This is a genomic window from Candidatus Nanosyncoccus alces, from assembly GCF_004138395.1.
GTDB classification, from domain to species: domain Bacteria; phylum Patescibacteriota; class Saccharimonadia; order Saccharimonadales; family Saccharimonadaceae; genus Nanosyncoccus; species Nanosyncoccus alces.
Window position 1 is genome coordinate 1 of sequence record NZ_PRLM01000001.1, and the last position, 24047, is coordinate 24047.

Sequence of the window (24047 nt, forward strand, 5' to 3'; positions counted from 1 at the left end):
TCGTGAGACAGTTCGGTTTATATCCGGCATGATCGTTAGGAATTTTGAGGAGATCTGTCTCTAGTACGAGAGGACCGAGATGGACGAATCTCTAGTGTACCGGTTGTGGTCACCTACTGCATCGCCGGGTAGCTATGTTCGGAAGAGATAAGCGCTGAAAGCATATTAAGCGCGAAGCCCACTCCAAGATAAGAATTCCCTAGGAGACTCCAGAAAGAAGATCTGGTTGATAGGCGCAAGGTGGAAGCATGGCAACATGTGGAGCCGAAGCGTACTAATAGGTCCATCGCCTTTTTATGTTCCATGTTCTCATTATAATTTTTGCCTTTGCGGCGACGCGGTGAGAATTTACGGCGAGAACATGGGAGACTTAGCTAGCAATCGGCGTTTGATACGTCGTGCGTCATTAAAATCTAAACACCTTATGGACATCAATAGTAATAATAGTGACGCTGTTATTACGATTTGGTGCCCATAGCGCTGGGGAAATACCTGTTCCCATTCCGAACACAGAAGTCAAGCCCAGTAGCGCCGATTATACTGCTTTGCGGGAAACTAGGAAGGTGCCAAATTATCGTTCTGGGGCTTTCTTGAAAGAAAGCCCAAACGAGAGAACTTATTATGAAAAATAAACTGGGAGTCAATTCCAGTTTATTTTTGTTTTAGGTGGGTCTTTTTTGCGCGAGATTTAAGATTAGTTTGTTATGTGAGAATAAGGCCGCATCGCGACCTTATAAAAATGATTTAATTTTGGATGTTATTTCTGCTTCGAGAGTTTTATAATCTGTGCGAGTTGTATAAAGCATGTAGCGTTTCCTTGGCGAGAATCCTGGATAAGCGATATTGAGTATTGCCAGAAACCAACTGGCATGTTCGACGTCTACAATCAAAAGCCCATCTTCGTATTGGTATTTGAATGGGATGTTGGGGGCTTCAGGTGGAAAGCATAGTATTGCGTTTGTGGGCATTATCGGTGTGTCTACGGCGGTATAATTGCCGTCCGATAATATTTCGTAATACTGGTAGTTATCGAAGCTATGCTGATAATACACTAAAGCTATACGTTTGTGACTCGGGTCGATATTCGCTGCAAGTTCTATCTCGATATTCACACAAAACAACCTCCTTTGTAAAGTACTGTTGTAATTTTAACATATTTTGTCTATAAAATCAAGTAGTAGTATGGCGGGTCTTTTTTGTGAGAAAAAAGTAGCTCCCTTATAAGGGGGCTACTGGATATATGTTGGTATATGAATTATTCTTCGGAAGAGGTCTCCTCGATGGCGGAAAGTAAAGAATCTTCCACATTCTTCTTTTTCTTCTTGGGCGCAGTTTTTTGAAGTTCAATATCGATGTCATAGCCAGTAAGTTTGGAGGCTAAGCGAACATTTTGACCTTGCTTACCGATGGCAATTGATTGTTGATCTTCGGAAACAAAGACCTTGGCTTTTTTGCCGTCGATTTCGACTTTATTGACTTCGGCAGGACTTAAAGCTTCGCGAATGTATTCCGAAGCGTTGTCGCTCCAAGTAATAACGTCGATTTTTTCGCGGTCGCCGATTTCGTTCATGACAGCTTGGACACGAATGCCGCGACCACCGACAAAGGTACCGACTGGATCGACACCGGGGACGGTAGATATAACGGCGATTTTGGTGCGGCGACCAGCTTCACGGGCGATGCCGCGGATTTCTACGGTGCCGTTTTCAAGTTCTGGGACTTCTTGACGGAAGAGATATTCTACGAACTCGGCGTTGCCACGGGAGAGGATGAGCTGAGCGCCGCGGTCACCGTGCTCGATATTTTTGATATAGACCTTGATACGACTACCAACGGTATAGTATTCGCCATCGATTTGCTCGGAACGAGGCATGATGCCGGAGGCTCGGCCAAGGTCAATACGAACGAGTTTTGGCTCGATGCGTGACACTGTACCGGTAACGACGGTGCCGATTTTATCCTCAAACGCCGTAAGAACGGCATCGTTTTCGGCTTCGCGGAGACGCTGAACGACAACTTGTTTAGCAGTCATAGCGGCGACACGACCGAAGGTGCTGACTTTGGATTTTTCTTCGACGATGTCGCCGAGTTTGGCATCTTTGTTGTTTTCTAGAGCTTCGGCTAGAGGGATTTCGGTAGATGGGTTATAGCCCACACCATCTTCGATGACTTCACGAGCAACGTAGACGTCGGCTTCACCAGTTTTGGTGTTCAGGACGGCGCGGACGTTCATCTCGCGATCGCCGTTATCTTTGCGCCAAGCGGCAGCAATAGCTTGTTCGATTACATTTAAGACAGTGTCTTTTGGTAAGCCTTTTTCTTCGGCAATAATATCTACCATGGCAGACATCTGTTTAAGATCTAGATTTTCCATTTGGTCCTTTCTGTTAAAAATACCGCCTCTTTTTGGGAGCCGGTCGAATCTGTATATCTTGATTGTAACAAAAAACTTGAAAAAGTGCAAGAGGTTTGGTATAATTAGAGTAACAGAGTTTGCTTGTAATAAAAAGGAAAATTATGAATTTAAAAGAGGAGGAGCGTCGTGCACGCTTGCTAAAATCTAGGGCTGAGAGGCTGCCAGATATCAAAAAACAGTTTGAGATGGCACAAAACCGTAATTTTAACTCTAATTTCGCCCCCGGGGGAAAAGATGCAAAGCTGGTGGGTAAGACAGCCAAACGCACTAAAAACGCCGGAAAAGGGCCAAAAAATGGCTCTGAGGGCAAAAATACAAACGCGAAAGCGGTAAAAGGCAACAAAAAAGTTGTTAAAACAGCACAAACTGAGGCGGAAAAGCGAAAAGTAAATCTATCTGTGAGCACACGTAAGGGAGAGATGGTGCATCATCAACGAATGCTTTCTCAAGATGTGAACGCACAAGCAACGCAGCATATTATAGGGGTGCCAGTGAATAAATCACGTTATAATGGCTATGGTGGTACTCAGGTAACGAATGCACAGTTAAAGTCGGCGCGACCAGATCCGGAATCGGTGCGAATTATCCCGATTGGGGGTTTGGGTGAGTTTGGTATCGGTAAAAACATGACTTTAATCGAGTACAAGTCTGAGATGATTGTGGTAGACATGGGGGTGCTGTTTGCCGGCGAGGATTATCCTGGGGTAAATTACATGATTCCAGATATTAAATATTTAGAAGATAATCGCGATAAGGTAAAGGCAATTTGCTTTACACATGCGCACTTGGACCATATTGGGGCGTGTAAACATTTGCTACCAAAATTTGGGCCTTTGGTGCCGATATATGGGACCGATTTTACGATTGGGATGATAGAACGGCAAATGAGTGAGCTTCAAGATGAGCCAGACATGAATTACGTGAAAGTGGATCCATTTAAACATGAAAAGTTTCAGGTTTCGGAGCACTTGAGCGTGGAATTTATCCATACTTTGCACTCTATTCCAGGAAATACGGCAATTGTAGTGCGAACGCCGAATGGGGTGATTTATCTGTCCGGTGACTGGCGGCACGAAGAAAATCCGATGGGAATACAGACGGACTATGCGCGGATAGATGAGATTGTGGCAAAGGAAGGCATTGATTTGATGCTAAATGAGTCTACGAATATTGACTCGCCGGGACGCCATCCGCATTCAGAATATGATGTGGGGGAGAATTTGGGCCGGGTAATGGACCATTATGCGAGTGGACGGGTGATTATTTCGTGCTTTTCGTCACAGATTTTAAGAATTGAATTGATTTTGAAAGAAGCAGCTAAACGTGGAAGAAAAGTTGCATTTAGTGGTTTTTCGATGATCAATAACGTGGAGGTGGCGCTCCGTGCTAAGTCTATTAAGGTTCCAAAAGATACGATTGTAAAAATGGAAGACATTATAAAGATGCCGGACGAGAAAGTTTGTATAGTGTGTACGGGCTCGCAGGGGGAATTAAATGCGGTGTTGAATCGGATGGTGACGGGTGCGCATAAGTATATTAAGATTAAATCTACTGACACGATAGTATTTTCGTCTAACCCGATTCCGGGTAATGAACCACATGTAGTAAATACTGTGGACGGGTTATTGCGTGAGGGTGCACAGGTAATCCAAAACGGTAAGACGCACTTAACGAATATTGGGCCTTTGCATTTGTCTGGGCATGCCTATTATGAGGATCATGTGGAATTTGTGACGAGGTTGCAGCCGAAGAACTATATGCCATATCATGGTGAGTTTTATATGTTAGAGCATAATGCTGAGATGGCGGAAAATGTGGTAGGGATTGCAAAAGAGCGGATATTGATTGCGGATGATGGTGATGTGGTGGAATTGACTCCGGAAAAGAAGATAAGAAAGTGTGGACGGATACACGTGGGGAATAAGTTATATGATGATGCGGATCAGCCGGTACATGAAGCAGTAGTAAAAGACCGGATTCATATTTCGCGCGAAGGTATCTTTGTGATTGTACTAACTTTGAGCAAGAAAACAGGGCATTTGATGAAAACGCCGGATATTGTGTCGCGAGCGTTTATATATTTAGATAATTCGGAAGAGTTAATTGGAAAGATACGGCATTATTTGAGGCAGAAGACGGATAAATCTATTTCTACTGACCCAGAGATGAAAGTACTGAAAGAAGAAATTAAGGAAGATATTACGCATATCTTGTTTGATGCGACTGGACATACACCGATTGTGATACCGGTGATAAATAAAGTTTAGAGTGAGTATATCGCTAAATGACTGTTGAAAGGTTAAGGTTTTTGTTCTATTGAAAAAATAATGAAGGTATCGGATAATAGAGGAAAAGGAGATAAAATGAGCGGGATTTATGACTTTAAGGTAAAAAATCGCAAAGGTGAAGAAGTAGATTTGGCGGATTATAAGGGTAAAGCTTTATTGATCGTCAATACGGCGACAGGGTGTGGGTTTACGCCACAATATGAAGGGTTGGAAGATTTGTATGAGAAATACCATAGTAAGGGATTAGATATTTTGGATTTTCCGTGTAATCAGTTTGGGCATCAGGCGCCGGGGACGGATGATGAGATTCATGAATTTTGTACAGCGAAGTATAAAACGACTTTTGATCAGTTAGCGAAGATAGAGGTAAATGGTGATAAAGCGGATCCGTTGTTCGTGTATTTAAAAGAAGAAATTAGTGAAGACCCAGAACCGAAGGGGATGAAAAATAAGGTTGCGATGGCGGCAATTTCTAAACTGCCGGGCGTAGGGAAAGAGAAAGGGTTTATCAAGTGGAACTTTACGAAGTTTTTGGTGGATAGGGATGGTAAAGTGGTAGATAGATTTGGCCCGACGGACGAGCCGAAAGATTTTGAAGGAAGGATAAAAGAATGTCTGTAGAATTGATTGATTTTTATGCGGACTGGTGTGGGCCGTGCCAAATGATGAAGCCGGTGGTGGCGGAGCTGGAAAAAGTGCACCCGGAAATAAAAGTAACATCGGTAAACATAGATGAAGAAGATGAGTTGGCCGAGAAGTATGGTGTATCCTCTATTCCCTGTTTTGTGGTGCTGAGAGATGGCAAAGAAGTGGCACGAGAAGTGGGTGTGGTGCCGCTAAAAAAGCTAGAAAAAATGTTGGAGAAATAATGAAACATTACGACGTGATAGTAGTGGGGGGCGGGATTGCCGGGATGACAGCGGCGATTTATGTGCGACGAGCAAACAAGACAGTGCTGGTGTTAGAAGGTCGGACTTATGGCGGACAGATTATTAATACGCTAAATATTGAAAACTGGCCAGGCGATATGGGAGTGAGCGGGGTGGATTTGGTGCAGAAGATTTACCAGCAGATGACGGAACTGGGTGCGAAGATGGAATTTGAAACTGTGACAGCAGTGGAGAGAAGTGACAATGGGTTTATGGTGAAAACGGAAGACGAAACATACACAGCTGGTGCGGTGATATTAGCAGTGGGGGCAGAAGATAAAAAGCTGGGCTTAGCTAGCGAAGAGAAATTTACTGGCCGGGGAGTGAGTTACTGTGCAACGTGTGACGGGGCGTTTTATAAAGGTAAAAAGGTTGCGGTGATAGGCGGCGGCAATACGGCGTTGTATGATGCATTGTATCTGGCGGATATTGTAGAAAAAGTGTATTTGGTGCACCGCAGGAGTGAGTTTAGGGGCGACGCGGTATTGGTGGAGCGGCTATGCGGTAAAAGTAATGTAGAATTTGTGCTGGGATATGTACCAGAAGAAATTGTGGGTGGTAAAAAAGTTTCTGGTGTGAGGCTGGTGTCAAGTGGTAAAGTGGCAGACGTGAAAGACGGAATGGACCTGGACATAGATGGGGTGTTTGTGGCGATAGGGAAATTACCAATGACGGGGGGCTTTGCAGGGCTGGTAGAGCTGGATACTGGTGGATATATTAAAGCGGCAGAAGATTGTGTGACGAGCTGCCCGGGGGTGTTCGCGGCAGGGGATTGCCGAGTGAAAGATATGCGGCAGTTGGTGACAGCGGCGGCAGATGGTGCAGTAGCAGCTGACAAAGCGGTAAATTATTCAAATAATTAATATGGTAGATAAAGCGACTGAGGCGGAGTGGGAAAAATCCAAACGGATAGAAGCGGAGCGGATGAAGGCCGTGCGGGCTTTGGAGACGGAAAAGTCTGATAGTGCAAATGTGGCGTATCTAGATCCGCAGACGACAAAAGTGAAAGGCTGGTCTAGCGACAAAAATGTGATATTAGCTAGTATAGAGAGACTAGGTAATAGGTCTGTAGTGTTGGCGGTTGCAGGCGTGGCGTTAGGCGTAGTGGGCTATGGCGGTGGTATGGTGACTTCGAGCTTTCAATTGGGAATGGCAGGAGTTATGATCTCTGGATTGCCAAGTGGGGCTGGTTTCATTTGTTTAGGATTAGCAGTATTGATGGCGGTGATTACGATTGGTAGTGAAATTTGGCGTAAAGTTAAACATAAACAGAGAGTTGGTGCGGCGTTTGGTTCGGCTATTGGTGCGATAGTAATTGTAGTGGTTTATGTATTAATAAGATGGCTGATTATTAGATTTGGCTAAAATGTGGTATAATAATGATGTGCTCGGATGGCGGAACTGGTATACGCGTTCGACTTAAAATCGAATGGGGAAACCCGTGCGGGTTCGATTCCCGCTCCGAGCACCATGTCGAGCTTTGAGATTAAAGTAGGGTTCAGAGTTCGCCATGAATATATTATATTGTGGCGATAAGGGGATAGCGCGGGGGGTGTTAGTTTCGATTTTGTCTCTAGTGAAAAATAATTTTGAACCGCTGAATATTTATATTCTGACGATAAATTATGAAGATACTGCGGCGTTTGCAGAAAAAGCGGCGAAGTTTTTGGATAAGTTGGTGAAAGAAAAAAATGCGAAAAGTTTTGTGAAACTGATTGATGCTACGGATGTATTTGTAGAGAATTTGCCAAAGAAGAACATGGGATCGTATTTTACACCATGCTCGATGCTTCGGCTCTATATGGATAAAGTGCCGGAAATTGCGAAGTTAGATAGAGTGTTATATTTAGATTATGATGTGGTGTGCCGAAAGGATATCAGTAATTTTTATAATATGAATTTGACTGGAGTGGAAGCGGCGGGGGTGCTAGATATTTATGGGAAGAATTTTTATCATTACCGCGGGATATTAAATTTTGATTATATGAATTCTGGGGTGATGCTATTTAATATGCCGGAATGTATAAAAACGAAAATGTTTGAAAAGGCGGTAAGGTTATGTGCGGAGCGGTGGATGATGCTAGCGGACCAAGCGGCGCTAAACAAAGCCATTGCGCGGCGAAAATTGGTGGCGCGAAAATATAATGAACAAGGTGAACGGCCGAAGGAAGATACGGTATTGCATCACTTCAGTAACAATTTTAAGTTTTGGCCGTATTTTAGGGTGCAAAAAGTGAAACCGTTTGAGGTGGAAAAGATTCACAAGGTTTTGAAGATTACGGAATATGATGATATCTTGGCAGATTACGAAAAACTTAAAGCTAATGTGATATAATGAATTTTAAGTTTATTTTAAAGAATTGAGATGGCGAAGGCAGAATTATTCCAAAAAGATATTCCGGTAGAAGAACGGGTGTTTTACTACGCTTCGGAAGAAGATGATCCGATTAAAACAGACGAACAAGAACAAAAAGTAGAGGTGGGGTTACCGGAAGGCTATGATTTTATCCCTAAAAACCTGTTCACAAAGATGTATTCGGCAGTGTTGTTTCGGATTTTCAAACTTTTTGGGCAGTATTATGAACGAGGATATTGGCAGGCGAAGTTCCATGGGCGAGAAAAATTGAAAAAGGCGAAAGGAAAAGGCTATGTACTGTATGCTAATCATACTAATCCTTTTCACGATGTGTTTGGGCCGGCATTAGCGGCGGATAGACGGATTTTTACAATTATTTCGCCGGTGAACTTGAAAATTCCGGGGATAGGGAAAGTGTTGCCATATATTGGCGGGTTGCCGTTAGGAAAAACTAAGGAAGAAAAAGCTGCCTTTCATGAAGCGGCGGACAAGAGGCTGAAGCAAGGGAATTGTTTGGTGATTTATCCGGAGGCCCACGTGTGGCCTTATGCGACGACAATTAGGAAATTCCCGGCGGGAGATAGGTCGTTTACCTACGCAGTGCGAAATAATTTGCCGATTTTCACGATGACGACGACATATCATAAGCGTAAAGACAAGAAGCGGGGAGATTTGCCGCGAATGGATGTGTATATAGATGGGCCGTTTTGGCCGGATCCGAAGAAGACGGAAGAGGAAAATCGGGCGAAGCTGGCGCAAGAAGCTTATGATTCTATGGTAAAATGGAGTAAGAAGAATAGCTACGAGTATTTTAAGTATATAAAGAAGAAAAAATGAGTATTTTTGATACGGGTTTGAACCCTTTGAAAAAAACTAAGGTTGTACCAGTTTTTTTGACGATTAATAGCGCTTATGCTCCGTATGCAGCGGCGGCGATTCATTCATTGACTCAACATGCGAACAAAAAGCGGTATTACCGAGTGATTATCTTGCATGATGGGCTGAACTGGGTGAATCGGGTACGGCTGAGAAGCCTGGTGACGAAAAACGTGGCGATACAGTTTAAAAAGATTAGCAGTAGTTTATATCTTAAGGCAATTGTTAAATATTGCTCACGGCGGAAAGGAGCAGGAGATTTCTTTTCTTCGGCGGTATATTATTATAGGTTTTTTATTCCGCGACTGTTCCCGATATATAGCAAGTGTGTATATATAGATAGTGATACGATTTTGCGCGGAGATATTGGTGAACTATTTGACATAGACCTAGAGGGGAAAATGATGGCAGCGATGGTAGATCCAAAAGTGGAGGTGATACCGGAATTTCGTGAGTACGTAGATAGAGCGGTAGGAGTGCAATATTGGGATTATTGTAATTCTGGGGTGCTGGTGATGGATATGAAGGCCTTAAGGAAGTTTGGATACTTGTCAGCTTTGGTGGATACAATAAATAAGTATGATGCTGATCTGGTGGCACCGGACCAAGATTATATGAATGTGATTTTGCGCGGAAAGATTTTGCATTTGGATGCAAAGTGGAATATGGAACCGGCGGAAGAATTGCCGAAAGATGCAAAATTGGTGCACTTTAATTTGTTTAATAAACCGTGGCATTATAAAAATGTGCCGCAAGAAAAGATTTTTTGGAATGCGGCGAGGGGGACTGGATTTTATGGTGAGCTAAAGAGACAACAGCAGGCATTTGATGCAGAAAAACAGAAGGCAGACCATGAGAAGATAGAAGCATTGATCAAGAAGGCGGGGAGGCTTTCTAAAACTAAAGAGCCGATTTTGAAGTTTGAAGATAAGTAGGGCGGGGTTTGCGGACGATATTGGAAAATATCGGTATGTTATAATTACTCTATGAAAAAGAAGAAGGCCCCAGATATGGTGACGGTGAATCGCAAGGCGCGTTATGATTATGCGCTAGGTGATGAGCTGACGGTGGGGATGAGCTTAGCGGGGCCAGAAGTACGAGCGATTCGGGACCATCATGTGCAGTTGAAAGGGTCTTTTGTAACGATAAGGAATAGTGAACTATGGCTAAATAACCTGACTTTGGGTGCGGAAACGGCGCGGAACATTAAGTTATTAGCCACAAAAAAACAAATTGCTGCGCTAGAAAAAGAGAAAGTGGCTGGGTGTACGGTGGTGCCAGTAAAGCTTTTGGGCGGTGGAAGACATATTAAACTAGTGATTGCGGTAGGGAAAGGCAAGAAAAAATATGATAAGCGTGAAACGATAAAGAAACGTGATATAGAGCGGGGGCGGTACGCATGAGAATATTTTCGTGGAATGTGAATGGGCTACGAGCGGTGCTAAATAAGGGCGCTTTGCAAGAGTTTATGACGAACGAGCAGCCGGATATTTTGTGCGTGCAAGAAACTAAAGCCAAACCGGGGCAAGCGGAGGTGGATTTTCCGGAGTATGAAGAATTGTGGAATTCGGCGGAGCGGGCGGGATATAGCGGCACGGCAATTTTTACAAAAATCAAACCGATTGCAGTGAATAATGTTTTGCCGGTGGAAGCGGATTTGGCGGATCAATTTGGCGACCCCTTAAGTGAGGGTAGAGTGCAGACGGCGGAATTCGAGAAGTTTTATTTGGTGAATATTTATACGCCGAATTCGAAACGAGGGTTAGAGAGATTAGAATTAAGGGAAAAGATGTGGGATCCGGCGGTATGTAAGTATTTGAAAGAATTAGAAAAGAAAAAACCGGTGGTGGTGTGCGGGGACTTTAATGCGGCGCATACAGAAATAGATTTAGCACGACCAGCGGCAAATCGTCATAATGCGGGGTTTACGGATGAAGAACGGCGGGGCGTAACAAATTTGTTGAAGGCGGGGCTGGTGGATACGTTTAGAGAGTTGAATCCGGATGTGCAGAGGTATACTTGGTGGAGCCATTGGGGGTATGCACGCGAGAATAATGTGGGATGGCGGATAGATTACTTTTTTGTTTCGAAAAGCTTAAAGGGCAATTTGAAAGCGGCGGAGATTTATGAGGATGTGATGGGCTCGGATCATTGTCCGATATCGATTACGTTGGAGTTCTGATGGAATATTTTGAAAAGTTAGAGAATAATACGGCGGAAGATTTGCTGTGGAATATGCCAGAGCGCAAACAAGGGGCGGTGAATGTGGTGGGCGGAAATGCACAGAATTTTCGTACGCCAGTGAAAGTGGCAGAATATTTGGTGGAGAAGTATCCGGTGGAAACGGTAAATTTGGTGTTGCCGGATGTTTTGAAAAATAAATTGCCGCCGATGCCGAATTTTATGTTTTTAAAAGCTACAGAAAGTGGTTCTTTTGCAGATAGTGAGGAGTTTGGTGAAGCTATGGGGAGGGCGGATTATAATTTGGTAATTGGGGATTTATCGAAAAATGTGATTACGGGGAAGGCTGTAGCGAGCGCGTGTGGAAGTTCCGAAAAACCAGTGATGATCACGAGAGATGCGGTGGATTTGGTGACGGAGAATGGACCGGAAAAATTGCTGTTGAATGAAAATTTGGTGATTTTTGGATCGTTAGCGCAAATGCAAAAAATGTTGCGGTCGGTGTATTATCCGAAGATGCTACTTTTGTCACAATCTCTGGTACAGGTGGCGGAGGTGTTGCATAAATTTACGTTAAGTTATCCGGTGGGGTTGGTGACTTTGCACAGCGGACAGATATTGATTGCGAGAGATGGCAGAGTGAAAGCAGTACCATTAGAAAAATCTGGTTATTCGCCGATAATGTTTTGGGATGGGGAACTCGCGGCTAAGATTGTGGCGTTGAATTTATATAATCCTGGTGATTGGGTGCAGGCTACCGTAGCGGCGATTTTTGCGTAAGTATGATATGATAAAAATATGAGACTAAAACACTTTCTTTGGGGTATGGTGATTGTGTTGGCTTTGGTGCCGATAAACAATGTCTTTGCAAGTGCTCAAGATTTTTATTTTGAGGATTTTACGGCAGATTATTATTTGACAAAACTAGAGGATGGGACGAGCAATTTACATGTAAAAGAAGTGCTGACTGCAGTTTTTCCGGAGACAAACCAGAATCACGGAATTACGCGGACGATACCGTATACGAATCAGGGTGGGGTGAACCGGACGATAGCGAATGAAGCGGCGTTGAATTTGACGGTACTAAGAAACGGGAAGTCGGAAAACGTGAATAAGATTGTGGATGACGACGGATACTATACGATATATATTGGCAGTGCAAGTGAATATGTGCACGGGGAGCAAGTGTATACCTTGGAATATGATTACACAGACGTGATTACGGAATTTGCGGCAGATGGTGAAAATGTGAGTGGAAAAGAAAATGCAGAAAAGGCGTTTCAGGAATTGTACTGGGATACGAATGGTACAGGTTGGAAACAGGAATTTGGTAAAGTGTCGGCGAGACTACACGTGTCGGCGGACATGTATGAAAATATGTTTGATGATGCATGGTGCTATGTGGGACGGTACGGTGCGAAGGGTGAAGATAGGTGCGTGATTATGCCGACTGGTGATGGCTTTGAGTTTGAAGCGGTGAAACTGGGTGCGGGCGAGAATTTGACTTTCGTGACGGAATTTGAGCCGGATACGTTTAAGGTGGTTATTAAAAAAGACTACACGTTGGTGATAATATTGGCGACCGAAATTATGTTAGCCGCAATTATCGTGATATGGCGGATATTGAAGTGGAAAAGTGAAGCGAAGCCGAAATATGACATGTATAAGAAAATTTTTGTGGTGCCACAGTATCAACCACCGAAGGACAAGAATGTTTGCGTGGCGGAAGGTGGGCAGGTTTACGTAAAGAAAACTAAATCTTCGTACGTGGCGACTTTGTTAGAATTAGCAGTAAGTAAAAAAGTGACGATAAAAAAGATAGAAGGTGAGAAATATGATTGGGCGGTAATTTTAAATGTGGAGCCGGAGAAACTGACTGGCTCGCAGAAGCAAATGATGAATATACTGTCTGGAGATGGTAAATTTAAAAAGGATGATGAAATAGCAATTCAGAAACATATAGAAACTAGTTATTTGTCGGACTGTGCGAAAAAATATGAGGAGGGGGCTGAAGATGTACTGAAGAAAAACGGGTATTTTATTAAGGAAGAAAAGGAGAAAAATAAATTTAAATGGTTATCGGTAATTTTGCTTGTGTTCGTAATGTGGGGTGTGATATTCGGGATTGAAACGATTGAAAACTTTGTAGAAAAATATGTAGCAAATGCAAATGGGGTGTTGGTTGGAGGGGGTTTGATCCCATTGCTAATACCTGTGATATTTATGATAACCGTAATAATAATATCCAAAATAGAGCAGCAAAGACGTAAGTATGCTAAATATACAGAAGAGGGCTTGAAGTTGGTAAGGTTTTTGGAAGGTCTGGAATTGTATATTAAAATGGCAGAAGCGGATAGGCTGAAGTTTTTACAATCGGTGGAAGGGGCGGATATGTCTAATGCGGGTATTGTGAAACTGTATGAAAAACTTTTACCATGGGCGAGTTTGTTTGGAGAAGAGAAAAGTTGGGCGAAGGAACTAGAAAAATATTATGATTTTGAAGGTGTAAATGAAGTTATTAGTTCTGATGTGCTGAATGGGATTATTGCTTCTAATATGGTGCGGGATATTAATAATACAATTATGAAATCGACAAGCTACGCGAATGCTGGTGGCGGGGGAAGTTCTTTCTCGTCTGGTGGCGGAGGCGGTGGATTCTCCGGCGGTGGGGGCGGAGGTGGAGGTGGGGGCGGCTGGTAAAGCTGCCGCTACTTCTTTTCTTTTTTGGCTTTTCTGGTTAATTCTTTTTCGATGTCTACCGCATCACGGGAAATGTTCTCGCGGCGTTGGCGAAGGAAAAGCCACATGTAGATGTATACTGAGCAACCGGCGGCAAAGAGGATGTATTTGACTGGGTTAGGCCAGCTGGTGGCGAAAAGTACTACAGCATTAATGATGCCGATGCAGATGGTGTAGATGTAGCGGCGAACGAGAACAAGTTTTTTGGCGAGAGGGAAGTTTTTCTTGGTGAGTGAGTTTGGCGTACAGTTGTCTGGATGACCAAAGAATTTGCCATAAACGATAAGCTCAATAATACTACAGATTACGACGTAGAAGATGATGACAGAAATGCCGAAGATGGCATTGACATGTAGAGTCAAGAAGAGTACTTGAGAAGCTGCGAGAAGGACATCAGAAACCATGTCGTAAAGGGCGGCGTATTTGCGATATTTGGGCTCTTTGCCTTTAGGGAAAGGCCATTTACGAGCGCATGTACCATCGAAAGTGTCTGTAAGTACAGCAGCGAAGAAAATGATAAAAGCGCCTTCAGTAGATCCGCCAAGGATAGCCCAGAAGAATAGAACAATGGCTAAAATGAATCTTGATAATGTAAGTATGTCTGCTAAGTATCTCATATTCGTAATTATAGCATAAGATGAAATATATCTTCGAGAGTCTTGATTCTTTGAGAAATTAAGGTCTCTTGGCGATGTTTTAGCATAATTTTGCTCATTTGCTGGATTTTGTCTGGGTGATTAAGTAAATCGTTGAGGGCCTCGGCCATTTGGAAGGGAGTAGGGCCAGAACTTAAGATATAGCTGTCTTTCGGAATGATTTCTTGCATGTCTGGGTCGCAAATAAAAACTGGTACGCCACTGGCTTCGGCTTCCACTAAAGTCATTGGGTAGTTGTCAAAATTATAAGAGGCTAATACGTCTAAGTGGGATTTGAGGATAGCGTTTTGAACTGTATTAAATTTGCTGTTGCCGTGGAAGGTGACGTTTAGGTGGTGTTTGGTGGCGTAGCGTTTGGCTTTGTTAAGATTGGCACCGTCACCGTAAACGTTGAGATGATATTTCCCGTTAACTTGATTTAATGCGCGCAAAAATGGCAGGATACGCTTTTCGCCGGAGAGACGCGAGTGCCAAATGATTTCTAAGGTTTGGCCTAGCTTTAGTGTTTTTACTGAGGGGTTAGTGGGGAAGTTTTTGTCTGGGTAGCCGTTGGGGAAGATCTTGATCTTGTGCTTGACCCCGTAGTGGTTAAGTTTTTTGGCAAAGTGGTGGGATGGCGTGATGACACAGTCGGCGTAGTTGGCGTGGTTTACCATTAAAGTCCACATTTTAGCTTTAGCGACGGTGTTGGCTAAATAATTGTCTTTATGAACTCTTGTGGGATGGGGTATATACCAAGAGTGAAACCAGTTTAATAAAGTAGCGACGATGGTGCGGAGACCAAAGGGGATAATACTGGTGACGCCCATATCTTCGCGACCATGCATTACTTGGATAGAGGGAATTTTTAACTTTTTGGCAAGGTGTAGACCAGCGATAGAGCAGCCAGATTCGTAATGGATATAGTAAATATCAAAATCTTTGATTTCGGGATGTTCTTGAAGAAGCCATTTTTCGACGAGTTTAGGGCGACGTGAGACTGGCGTGAGGCCACGGAAACACCAGTGACAACTTGGTACTGGGAAAATATTTTCTTTGGCAAGATTTTGTCGCTCTTTTGGAGTTTTAGGGTAACTAGTACTAAAGATGTAGACGGTGTGGCCGCGGCGTTCAAGTTCGGTTTTTTGGGCATTAATGGAAGAAGTGATGCCACCGGTAAGATCTAGGTAGCAATCCGAGAAAAATGCGATCTTCATATGCTATAATAATAACATATTTAAGTGGAGGTATTTATGTTCTATAGGACTGCGGAAAGTGTTTCTCCGAAACACCCGGATAAATTGTGTGATCAGATTAGTGACGCGATTTTGGATGCGTATTTAGCGGCAGATCCGGATGCGCGTGTGGCGGCCGAGGCTTGTGGCGGGCACGGCGTAGTGTTCGTGACGGGAGAGATTACTTCTACGGTGGATGTTGATATTCCTTCTGTTGTAAAGCGTATTGCTGGCGATGTGGAAGTGCATACTAAAATTGTGAAGCAATCGCCAGAAATTGCACAAGGGGTGGATACTGGTGGTGCGGGTGATCAGGGGATAATGATTGGCTATGCGTGTGATGAGACACCAGAAATGTTGCCTTTGGAAGTAATATTGGCGCGACGGTTGAATCAATATATTTATGAAAAATACCCATACGACGGTAAAACGCAAGTAACAATTGCGCCGGATGGAACGATTGATTCAATCGTAGCAAGTTTTCAGAATGTGCCAAAAGGGGAATTGGAGAAATTGGTGCGTGAGTTTGTGGAGAAGGAGGGGCTAGAAGGGAAGTTGGAGCTACATATTAATCCGGCGGGGGATTGGCAACAAGGTGGATTTGATGCGGATACTGGTTTGACTGGGCGGAAGTTGATAGTGGATAATTATGGACCAAGAGTGGCGATTGGCGGTGGGTGCTATTCGGGTAAAGATCCGTCAAAGGTGGATAGATCAGCGGCATATATGGCACGGAGGATTGCAGTGGATTATCTTAGAAAGCGGAAAGCGCACGAAGTATTGGTGCGGTTGGCTTACGCGATTGGTTATGCCGAGCCTTTGGAAAAGACGGTGATTGTAGATGGTGAGGCTGAAGAGATTGAGGGGTATGATCTTACACCGAATGGGATTATAAAATTCTTAGATTTGAAGAGACCGATATACGAGGGTACGGCATGTTACGGGCATTATGGCGAGGGGTTTGATTGGGATAAGTAATTAAGCTAGAAAAATACCCCGGGAGGGGTATTTTTTTGTGATATTTTTGCTCGATTGTCAATGGTGGGCGAGGAGGGACTTGAACCCTCACGGCCTTACGACCACAAGATTTTGAGTCTAGCGCGTCTACCAGTTCCGCCACTCGCCCGTGATGTTATTTTACCATATTTTCTCTAATTATGCTATAATTTTGTTATGGATTCCGAAAAAGGTGGGCGATCTTCTAGTGATTTGCAGAGACAGACAGCTGCTCAGATAGCCAGAAAGAAGGTTCTGGCGGCTTATGCTGCTTCGGCCAAAAAAGCGGTGAAAGAGACGGAGAATGACGGGCATCTGAAAGATGAGCCGATTACTCCTAAGATTAACTCGGAGTCTTGGAAAAAATATCATTCGGCTTGGCAGGATTATTATCAGAAGTATTATAGTGATTACTATTCTAAGGCGGCACGAACTTATATTGAAAAGGAGCGTTTAAAAGATGCGAGAGAAAAGGCCGAAGAAGAAGAGATTTTGGGCTCTCTGACTCGGGCAAGTATGAAAAGCGATAAGAAGGCTGGGCTCTCGTTGAGACGTGATGATTCTAGTGAAGAGGGAACTACGAGTGCCGAAGATGACATAAAGAGCCGATTGCGGCAGAGGATTAGAAAAAAAGCGACCGAGAATGTTAAGAAATCGCGTCGGAAACGTCATTTGTTGCCGGTTTTGGCTGGCGTGGCGGTAGTGTTGTTGATTTTATTTTTGCAATATAATAGATTGATCTTTGCGCCAATTATGGCTTATGTGTCACCTGGTAACGCTCCGGCTTCGGAAATAGAAGCGATAGACCCGACTGTGACGCAGACGGTTTCGGCGGAACCGCGTTTGATTATTCCGAAATTGAATATAGACGTTCCTGTGCATTTCGGTATTTCGGTGAGCGAAGTGATGTCTGCCATGAATAACGGAGTGGCGCATTATAGGATTGCGGGGGCAAGTGCGTATCCTGGAGAGATAGGAAATTTAGTGATTACGGGACATTCGGCGGGAGATGTTTATAGTTCTAATCCATACAAATATATTTTTTCGGGTTTAGAGCGGCTGGGTGATGGAGATTTGATTTATATAAATTATAATTCAGTGAGATATACATATAGGGTGATTAAAAAGGAGGTGGTGGAGCCGTCTAATGTAGCGGCTTTGGTGGTGGACACCAATAAGCCTTTATTAACTTTGGTGACTTGTACTCCGTTAGGTACTTCTAGATATCGTCTGCTGGTGACGGCGGAACAAATATCGCCGAGTTATGATGGTGCAGATAAGTCTGAAGATATGCCTACGGTGGATCAGAACGTGAGTGAAGATTTGCCGTCTAATGAGCCTTCCTTCTTTGAGGGCATATGGAATTGGTTAACTGGTAATTAATCAGTTATGACTTCTCTAATTAATGTGTCATTGTTGAAGTAGTATAGCCACTTGTTGTTGGTGATGGCGGCGGGGAAGTAGGGGGATGCGTTATTGGCAATGACGCGATGGTTGAGCCCGTCGTAGTCATAAACTGAGAGACTGTTGTTTTCGACCGAATAAACCATGTCGTTGTCGATCCAGCCGTAATTAGTGCTGGCAGTTTGCCATTCCGTGACGGCGAGGGCTTCCATATCGAGAGTAGCGATTTGACTGTCTAATGACATAGTGATGAATTCGCCGTCATGACCGACTTCTATGGTGTTGGGGATAAAGCTTAGATTAAAGGTGTCGATTAATTTGAAATCTTCTTTTTGATAAAGAGAAACTGTGGTATCTTCTAGAACGGTGATATATTTATCTTCATAGAAACGACTAAGAGTGGTTTTTGCTGGGGTGGTGGTATTTTGGAGTTTGGCGATGTTGCTGTCACCGATTTTGAAGTAACCGATATAATAATTGGGTGCATCGGATTCGGTAAGATTGGCAGCGGAAAAGACGATTTCGTTGTTGTAGTGGTCAAAATTAATAACGCTTTCGACGAGGACTGCAGACAGAGATTTGTTGGATATGTCTATTTTATGGAGGTTTCCATTTTGAATGGCGAGGAGATTATTAGAAGAATTGTCGAGGATTTGGATTTCGCTAAAATTATTTCCGAACTCCCTGGTAATATTGACGCTTTTGGCAACATTTTTGATATCTAAGAGTACCCACTCGGTGATATTTTCTGGTGATTGAGTTTTAAAGAGGACGTGGGAGCCGTCGTAATCCCAGTGAGTGTCCAAAATTTGGCCGGTGAAAAGCCCTTTTTCGGCGTTGTCGGCAAGACTAACACTAGAGAAAAGTTGTGAAATATCGATAGCTTTTGGTTCGATATTGTCAGTGTCTAGGTTGATGTATGCCCATTCGGTGGTGTTGTTGACTAGTAGAAGTGAGTTGTGGTCGGGAGAGATGGTGGCGAGAGTAGTGCCAGGAACGTTTAATATTTCTTCGGCGGTTCTATCTAAGAGGAAAAGGCGGGGATAGTGCAACCTGTATAGTAGTCCTTCGGAGATATTGATGGTTTTGGACCAAGAATCGTAGCCATCTTTGGTGAGAGTAATGGTGTGTTCTCCGCTAGGCAAGACTTTTGAAGTGTTGGTGCGTTGAAGCCAAGAGGAACTACCATCTATGTAGACATCGGCGCCGGTCGGGACGGAGGATATCTGAAGGAGCCCTTGACGTTCTACTTTGAAGTCGGAGTTAATCCAGTACCCAGAAACTAATAGCGCGAGGATAATAACTGTTAAGATGACGGCGACCACCATGATAGTTTCAGAAACAATGATCTTGAAGCTTTGGCGTCGCTTGATTTTTTCTGGATTCATATGTTTGTATTATAACATAAAATGCCACAAAATTAGCTCTTGCGTTTTCGTGTTAGGGATAGTATGATGATTATAAGAATAAGCGAGGTAAAAATGCAAAAATCCGATATTAATCAGCAAGCTGCTACTGTTCGTCGAAAGACACGACCATCTACCACGCTGAATCGTAAGTATGTGAAGAGGCCAAGTAAAAGCGGCGATGTGATGGTGTCGGTAAAACGTAGTCCGCAGGTGAGACATTTTAGTTCTGCCCAGGTGACAACTAAGAAGGCACAAGATAACACGCCGGTGGCTCCAGCCAAGGCGCATCCTATGCAGGCTGCGGCTATTAGTAAGATGCAAAAAAGAACAGCTTCTATGCCGGTTAGCAGAATGACAGCGAAAGAACTTAAGGATCAGGCTATTAAAAAGGCTTTGGCTGACGCATCGCGGTCTATGAATGAGAAGAAGATGGCTGAGGAAGTGAGAAAATCAGAGAAAGAGAAGTCGACAAGGATGCATTTTGGGCTTGGTAGAATAGTTTTGGCTTTGTCGTGTGCAGCAGCAGCGGTTTTTGCGATTGTTTATTTTGTGAATTTGAATATGCCAGATATTTCTATAAGGGTGGCGGCAATACAAACGGGCATCGAAGCTTCATATCCTAGTTACGTGCCAAGGGATTTTAGTTTGTCGAATATTGCATCGGAGGACGGAAAGGTCACTTTGAGTTTTAAGAGCAACGAGACTGGTGATGAGTTTTTGCTGATTGAAGAGCAATCATCCTGGGATTCTAATGCTCTACTTGCTAATTTTGTAAAAGATGAATATGGTGAAAATTATTCAATCGTGCGAGAGCAGGGGCTGACAATATATATGGGTGAGGACGGTGCTGCTTGGGTGAACGGTGGAATGGTCTATAAATTGAATGCTGCTACTGGTTTGCTTACAAAGAAGCAAATTTGTTCGATTGCTGTGTCGCTGTAGGGCTCTGACTTTTATATTGAGCGAGCTACCGTGTTGAGGCGGGCGAGGGTTGTTTCGCGTCCTAATACTTCCATGGTGAGGTTGAGTGCTGGGCTAAACGGGGCAAAACTGATAGCTATACGGATGAGGCCAAAAAGTTCGGCGGGTTTCTTGTCAGTTTCAACCAGGAGCTCGTTAAGAGAGTTTTGTACGTTGTCTGCATCCCAAGCTTTAGTGTTAGTGAGTTTTGTGATGGTTTGTTTGAGTAAAGTTTCGAGTTCGGATTCGGAGAATTTTTTGAGAAATTTATTTTTAGTTAATAGGTCTAGGTCAATGGTTGGATCTTCGAAGAAATAGCTAGTCATGTTGCGAAGATCGGAAAGAGTTTTGAGACGATCGTAAATGATAGATAGGACTTTGATTTTATAGTCGTCAGGATAGTTTTCGGCGCTTTGTGGCCAGAAATTTTGGGTGCGTGGGTATAGGTTCTCGACGCCTTGTTCATCGAAGATTTTGCGAATCCATTGACCATTGAGCCAGATTAGCTTAGTTTCATCGTAGCGTGCGCCTGAAGTCTGGATGCGCTCCAAAGAGAAATTCTGGATAAGTTCGTCTTTAGTGTAAATTTCTTGTTCGGTGCCATCGTTCCAACCAAGACAAGCGAGGTAGTTTAGCATAGCTTCTGGCAGGATACCATCGTCGCGATACTCAGTGACGGATTTAGCTCCGTCGCGTTTCCCAAGTTTTTTGTTACCTTGCGAGGCGAGGATGTGAGGCAGAGAAACCAGCTTCGGACGTTTTAGGCCCAGAGCTTCATAGATCGCTAGGTAGTTTGGTGTACTTGAGAGGTATTCGACACCGCGCATTACGTGCGTGACGCCCATTTCGGCATCGTCTACGATATGTGCAAAGTTATAGGTAGGGTAACCATCTTTTTTGATTAGGATAATGTCATCTAGAACTTCGGGACCGGCGTGCATATCACCCATGACTTCGTCGTGCCAAGAATAGTTTTTGGGTTCAGTTTTGAAGCGAAGTGGGATGCCGGGTTGCCATTCTGGGACATCTGTAGGGCGGAAGTTCCGGTAGAGGAAGGGAATTTTTGCTTGATTACATTGTTCGCGGTATTCGGCGATTTTTTCTGGAGGGGTAGGGTCGGCGTAGGCACGGCCGGATTTTATTAATTTGTTGGCCCAGTCGTGATAGATTTTTTGACGTTCGCTTTGGAAGTATGGGCTGTGGGGGCCTTCTACAATTGGGCCTTCATCCCAGTTGAGACCAAGCCATTCGAGGGTATTTTCGATGAGTTCGGTGGCGCCTTCAACATAACGTGCGCGGTCGGTGTCTTCAATGCGTAAGATGAGAGACCCGTTTGATTGGCGGGCTAAAAGATAGGGATAGATTGCCGAGCGGACGTTGCCAATGTGAATATAGCCGGTAGGGCTGGGAGCAAATCTAGTAATTGCTTTTTCCATAAGACATATTATAACATATTATTGAATTGATGGAACTTGGCAGGATGGTCGCTGGTATTTATATTGTGACAAAACTAAAAAAGAATTGTGCTAAAATAAGTATAAGTAATATCAGGAGTTAATATGACGCCAGAAAAACAACCTATAGATAAGAAAAGTTTGATTTTCTTGATTAGTGGCATAGTTGGAGTGGTAGCTGGGATTGGGTGTTTGCTGGTTGGGATTTTTGGCGTAAAGATAGTTGGGGCGGATGTAGTTTTTCCGCAGGTCGGTGAGGTAGAAAATAGGGAGGTTAGTTATAGTGATTTGACTGGGGAGCCATTGGCAGATGCGGCGGCAAAAACAGCTCCAGTGTATTGTATACAGACCCCCAATGGTACAGATGGTGCGCGGCCGCAGGCTGGGTTGAATGAGGCTGGCGTGGTATTTGAAGCAATTGCTGAGGCGGGTATTACGCGGTTTGCAGCGATTTATCAAAATCCGAGTTCAGCAGTGATTGGCCCGATTCGATCGCTTCGTATTTATTATCTTGAGTGGGATACGCCGTTTGATTGTACGATTGTGCATGCTGGGGGATCAGGGGATGCATTGGCGGCAGTGGCGGCGGGGGGATATAAAGATTTGTCGGAGGACTATTCTTATATGTATCGTGGAACTTATGGTTCTAGATTGTGGAACAATCTGTTCACGACCGCGGCTTATTTGAAACAGTTTAGTGATGATCATGGATACAATACTTCAGACGTACAAGGGTTTGCGCGGATGACACCAGAGGAATCGGCAAAGTCTAGAGTGGATGCCTTAGCGGCGGAAGTCTTGGATATCGTGAAGGCTACTAATGTAGACACATCGGAAATGGTGGATGGCGTAAATAATATTGCTTTGAATTTTGGGGGTTGGGCGAATTTTAATGTTCGTTACGCTTATAATGCAGAGACTAATACTTATTTTAGGAGTTATGAATCTGGCGTACCGCACGAGGTGTATGCGTGTGACGCTATAGATTTAGGAGAAAAAAATCCGGAGGACGTATGTAGCTTAACACAAATTAACCCTTCGGTGGTCGTAGCAATGGTAGTGCAAGAGAGTAAAGCGTCAGACAATTATCATGAGGCGATTTCTACGATTGGTACGGGAGATGCGTATATTTTTCAGAATGGCGTAGCGATTAAAGGTTCGTGGGCTAAAGGTGCTAAGGACGAGCAAATTAAGTTTTTCGATGAAAATGGTGAGGAAATGGCTTTAGCTCCGGGGCAGACTTTTGTTTCGGCGGTGCCAGCGTATGGCAGTGTTGAATATTAGGTGAGTTTGTGTTAAAATAGTGATAGTGGCTCCTTCGTCTAGTGGTCCAGGACGTCTGGTTCTCATCCAGAAAATCGCGGGTTCGACTCCCGCAGGAGTCACCATTTTTTTGGAGAAATATAGGTTAGCGGAAGTCGGACCTTCGGTGCGACTCCCGCAGGAGTCACCACATTGACATTTTAGCGTAAATGTGGTATAATGAGAATATGGTGCCCCAGTTGGGGATTTTTTGTGTCGAAAAAATGGATAAGAAAAACCCACCGAACAGATTCGGTGGGTGATGAATTAGTGTTTGTACGGGCGACTGTAGCTGAAGGGTTTGGTGGAAACTTGAAAGACGTGGCCGTCGTAGTTTTCGGTGGCTTTAACGTAGGTCGCTGCAACCAGTTCGGCTAAGACTCTGCCCATGTCCGCGGCAGGAGCATTTTTGCATATAGCATATACGGCGAGCGTACCGGATTCTTCTTTTTGGTACGGCAGACTGTGCCCACTGTCTTTTGTCGGATATTTGTAATTATAAGGTAAGATTAGGGCGGATTTTTCTTTGATGGCTAGTGTCGCGATTTGGTCGCTGTCTTCGTTCGCCATGCCCTGACCGATATCGAGACGGAAAGCAATTTCTATATTGCCAGGGCCGTAGTCTCGTTCGACGATGATACGAAAATCATATTGGTTTTGGAATTCGTATCTTAACGATCTTTCTGATTCGCCTTTAATTTCGGTTTGACTAGGACTGATGCGCTTTGCGATGGCTTTTTCGATATTGCCAGCTATAGCTGCATCATGTTCGTGGGTGAAATAATGACGATATTCTTCCGGGCATCCTTTTACGTACATAGTTTAACCTCCTTTGTACCCGAACTAAGTTTAAAAAGTTCCTAAGAA

General features: G+C 43.9%; 23 protein-coding genes, 3 tRNA genes and 2 rRNA genes. 20 read left to right on the forward strand and 8 right to left on the reverse strand.

All coding sequences use genetic code 11. The features are described 5' to 3' along the window. Positions 1-299 (forward strand): 23S ribosomal RNA (locus tag G3RUM_RS00005); the annotation flags it as partial. A gap of 165 nt (positions 300-464) precedes the next feature. Beyond that, positions 465-572: ribosomal RNA gene (rrf, locus tag G3RUM_RS00010) — 5S ribosomal RNA — on the forward strand. Between the two features lie 159 nt (positions 573-731). On the opposite strand, the gene G3RUM_RS00015 is transcribed toward rrf, so the two are convergent. Together G3RUM_RS00015 and nusA are read right to left on the reverse strand one after the other, a co-directional pair. Next, on the reverse strand, positions 732-1112 hold the full coding sequence (locus G3RUM_RS00015) for a hypothetical protein (RefSeq protein ID WP_129734171.1): 381 nt from the start codon (positions 1110-1112) through the stop codon (positions 732-734). Between the two features lie 143 nt (positions 1113-1255). Further along, positions 1256-2374: a transcription termination factor NusA gene (gene nusA / locus G3RUM_RS00020; protein WP_129734173.1), complete on the reverse strand. Its 1119-nt coding sequence runs from the start codon at positions 2372-2374 to the stop codon at positions 1256-1258. A gap of 143 nt (positions 2375-2517) precedes the next feature. Here nusA and G3RUM_RS00025 point away from each other — a divergent pair, with 143 nt between their 5' ends. From G3RUM_RS00025 to G3RUM_RS03840, 13 genes are all read left to right on the forward strand, one after another. Further along, a complete protein-coding gene (locus tag G3RUM_RS00025) occupies positions 2518-4683 on the forward strand; it encodes a ribonuclease J (protein ID WP_129734175.1) in 2166 nt (721 codons plus the stop codon). Between the two features lie 96 nt (positions 4684-4779). After that, entirely contained in the window at positions 4780-5325 is a 546-nt protein-coding gene (locus tag G3RUM_RS00030; RefSeq protein WP_129734177.1) for a glutathione peroxidase, read from the forward strand. After that, positions 5316-5573, forward strand: coding sequence for a thioredoxin (gene trxA, locus G3RUM_RS00035; RefSeq protein WP_129734179.1), 258 nt, complete (start codon positions 5316-5318; stop codon positions 5571-5573). The genes G3RUM_RS00030 and trxA overlap by 10 nt, the downstream gene beginning before the upstream one ends. After that, positions 5573-6496, forward strand: coding sequence for an NAD(P)/FAD-dependent oxidoreductase (locus tag G3RUM_RS00040; RefSeq protein ID WP_129734181.1), 924 nt, complete (start codon positions 5573-5575; stop codon positions 6494-6496). Before trxA ends, G3RUM_RS00040 begins: the two co-directional genes overlap by 1 nt. Before the next feature lies 1 nt (position 6497). Then, positions 6498-6998: a hypothetical protein gene (locus G3RUM_RS00045; RefSeq protein WP_129734182.1), complete on the forward strand. Its 501-nt coding sequence runs from the start codon at positions 6498-6500 to the stop codon at positions 6996-6998. 21 nt (positions 6999-7019) lie between these two features. Continuing rightward, a tRNA-Leu gene (locus tag G3RUM_RS00050) sits at positions 7020-7104 on the forward strand. Between the two features lie 39 nt (positions 7105-7143). Beyond that, positions 7144-7968, forward strand: coding sequence for a glycosyltransferase (locus tag G3RUM_RS00055; RefSeq protein ID WP_129734184.1), 825 nt, complete (start codon positions 7144-7146; stop codon positions 7966-7968). A gap of 30 nt (positions 7969-7998) precedes the next feature. Then, a complete protein-coding gene (locus tag G3RUM_RS00060) occupies positions 7999-8826 on the forward strand; it encodes a lysophospholipid acyltransferase family protein (RefSeq protein ID WP_129734186.1) in 828 nt (275 codons plus the stop codon). Beyond that, the gene (locus G3RUM_RS00065) at positions 8823-9800 is read left to right on the forward strand and encodes a glycosyltransferase family 8 protein (RefSeq protein ID WP_129734188.1); all 978 of its coding nucleotides are present in this window, start codon (positions 8823-8825) and stop codon (positions 9798-9800) included. Before G3RUM_RS00060 ends, G3RUM_RS00065 begins: the two co-directional genes overlap by 4 nt. 51 nt (positions 9801-9851) lie before the next feature. After that, positions 9852-10268, forward strand: a complete 417-nt coding sequence (locus G3RUM_RS00070) for an SsrA-binding protein (RefSeq protein ID WP_129734190.1) — start codon at positions 9852-9854, stop codon at positions 10266-10268. Beyond that, a complete protein-coding gene (locus tag G3RUM_RS00075; RefSeq protein ID WP_129734192.1) occupies positions 10265-11047 on the forward strand; it encodes an exodeoxyribonuclease III in 783 nt (260 codons plus the stop codon). Before G3RUM_RS00070 ends, G3RUM_RS00075 begins: the two co-directional genes overlap by 4 nt. Then, complete coding sequence (locus G3RUM_RS00080; RefSeq protein ID WP_129734194.1) at positions 11047-11826, forward strand: hypothetical protein; 780 nt, start codon at positions 11047-11049, stop codon at positions 11824-11826. Before G3RUM_RS00075 ends, G3RUM_RS00080 begins: the two co-directional genes overlap by 1 nt. An 18-nt stretch (positions 11827-11844) precedes the next feature. Further along, on the forward strand, positions 11845-13746 hold the full coding sequence (locus G3RUM_RS03840) for a DUF2207 family protein (protein WP_195157055.1): 1902 nt from the start codon (positions 11845-11847) through the stop codon (positions 13744-13746). A gap of 8 nt (positions 13747-13754) precedes the next feature. Here G3RUM_RS03840 and G3RUM_RS00090 read toward each other — a convergent pair whose 3' ends face one another. After that, the gene (locus tag G3RUM_RS00090; RefSeq protein ID WP_129734196.1) at positions 13755-14402 is read right to left on the reverse strand and encodes a CDP-alcohol phosphatidyltransferase family protein; all 648 of its coding nucleotides are present in this window, start codon (positions 14400-14402) and stop codon (positions 13755-13757) included. An 8-nt stretch (positions 14403-14410) separates the two neighbouring features. Next, entirely contained in the window at positions 14411-15637 is a 1227-nt protein-coding gene (locus tag G3RUM_RS00095; RefSeq protein WP_129734198.1) for a glycosyltransferase, read from the reverse strand. Between the two features lie 36 nt (positions 15638-15673). Between G3RUM_RS00095 and G3RUM_RS00100 the strand changes: the two genes are divergently transcribed. Next, positions 15674-16633 carry a methionine adenosyltransferase domain-containing protein gene (locus tag G3RUM_RS00100; protein ID WP_129734200.1) on the forward strand — a complete coding sequence of 320 codons (960 nt, stop codon included), beginning with the start codon at positions 15674-15676 and terminating at the stop codon, positions 16631-16633. Positions 16634-16694: 61 nt separating this feature from the next. Here G3RUM_RS00100 and G3RUM_RS00105 read toward each other — a convergent pair. Continuing rightward, positions 16695-16781 (reverse strand) — tRNA-Leu (locus G3RUM_RS00105). Between the two features lie 47 nt (positions 16782-16828). Between G3RUM_RS00105 and G3RUM_RS00110 the strand changes: the two genes are divergently transcribed. Then, positions 16829-18034: a sortase gene (locus G3RUM_RS00110; protein WP_129734202.1), complete on the forward strand. Its 1206-nt coding sequence runs from the start codon at positions 16829-16831 to the stop codon at positions 18032-18034. Here G3RUM_RS00110 and G3RUM_RS00115 read toward each other — a convergent pair. Continuing rightward, positions 18031-19443: a PEGA domain-containing protein gene (locus G3RUM_RS00115; RefSeq protein ID WP_129734204.1), complete on the reverse strand. Its 1413-nt coding sequence runs from the start codon at positions 19441-19443 to the stop codon at positions 18031-18033. The genes G3RUM_RS00110 and G3RUM_RS00115 overlap by 4 nt on opposite strands. Before the next feature lie 93 nt (positions 19444-19536). On the opposite strand from G3RUM_RS00115, the gene G3RUM_RS00120 reads away from it, so the two are divergent. Next, on the forward strand, positions 19537-20406 hold the full coding sequence (locus G3RUM_RS00120) for a hypothetical protein (RefSeq protein ID WP_129734206.1): 870 nt from the start codon (positions 19537-19539) through the stop codon (positions 20404-20406). Between the two features lie 11 nt (positions 20407-20417). Here G3RUM_RS00120 and gltX read toward each other — a convergent pair whose 3' ends face one another. After that, complete coding sequence (gene gltX, locus G3RUM_RS00125) at positions 20418-21860, reverse strand: glutamate--tRNA ligase (RefSeq protein WP_129734208.1); 1443 nt, start codon at positions 21858-21860, stop codon at positions 20418-20420. Positions 21861-21983: 123 nt separating this feature from the next. On the opposite strand from gltX, the gene G3RUM_RS00130 reads away from it, so the two are divergent. Further along, entirely contained in the window at positions 21984-23162 is a 1179-nt protein-coding gene (locus G3RUM_RS00130; RefSeq protein ID WP_129734210.1) for a DUF3048 domain-containing protein, read from the forward strand. 27 nt (positions 23163-23189) lie between these two features. Further along, positions 23190-23266: transfer RNA gene (locus G3RUM_RS00135), tRNA-Glu, on the forward strand. A gap of 181 nt (positions 23267-23447) precedes the next feature. Here G3RUM_RS00135 and G3RUM_RS00140 read toward each other — a convergent pair. Further along, complete coding sequence (locus G3RUM_RS00140; protein ID WP_129734212.1) at positions 23448-23999, reverse strand: hypothetical protein; 552 nt, start codon at positions 23997-23999, stop codon at positions 23448-23450. Positions 24000-24047: the final 48 nt, after the last annotated feature.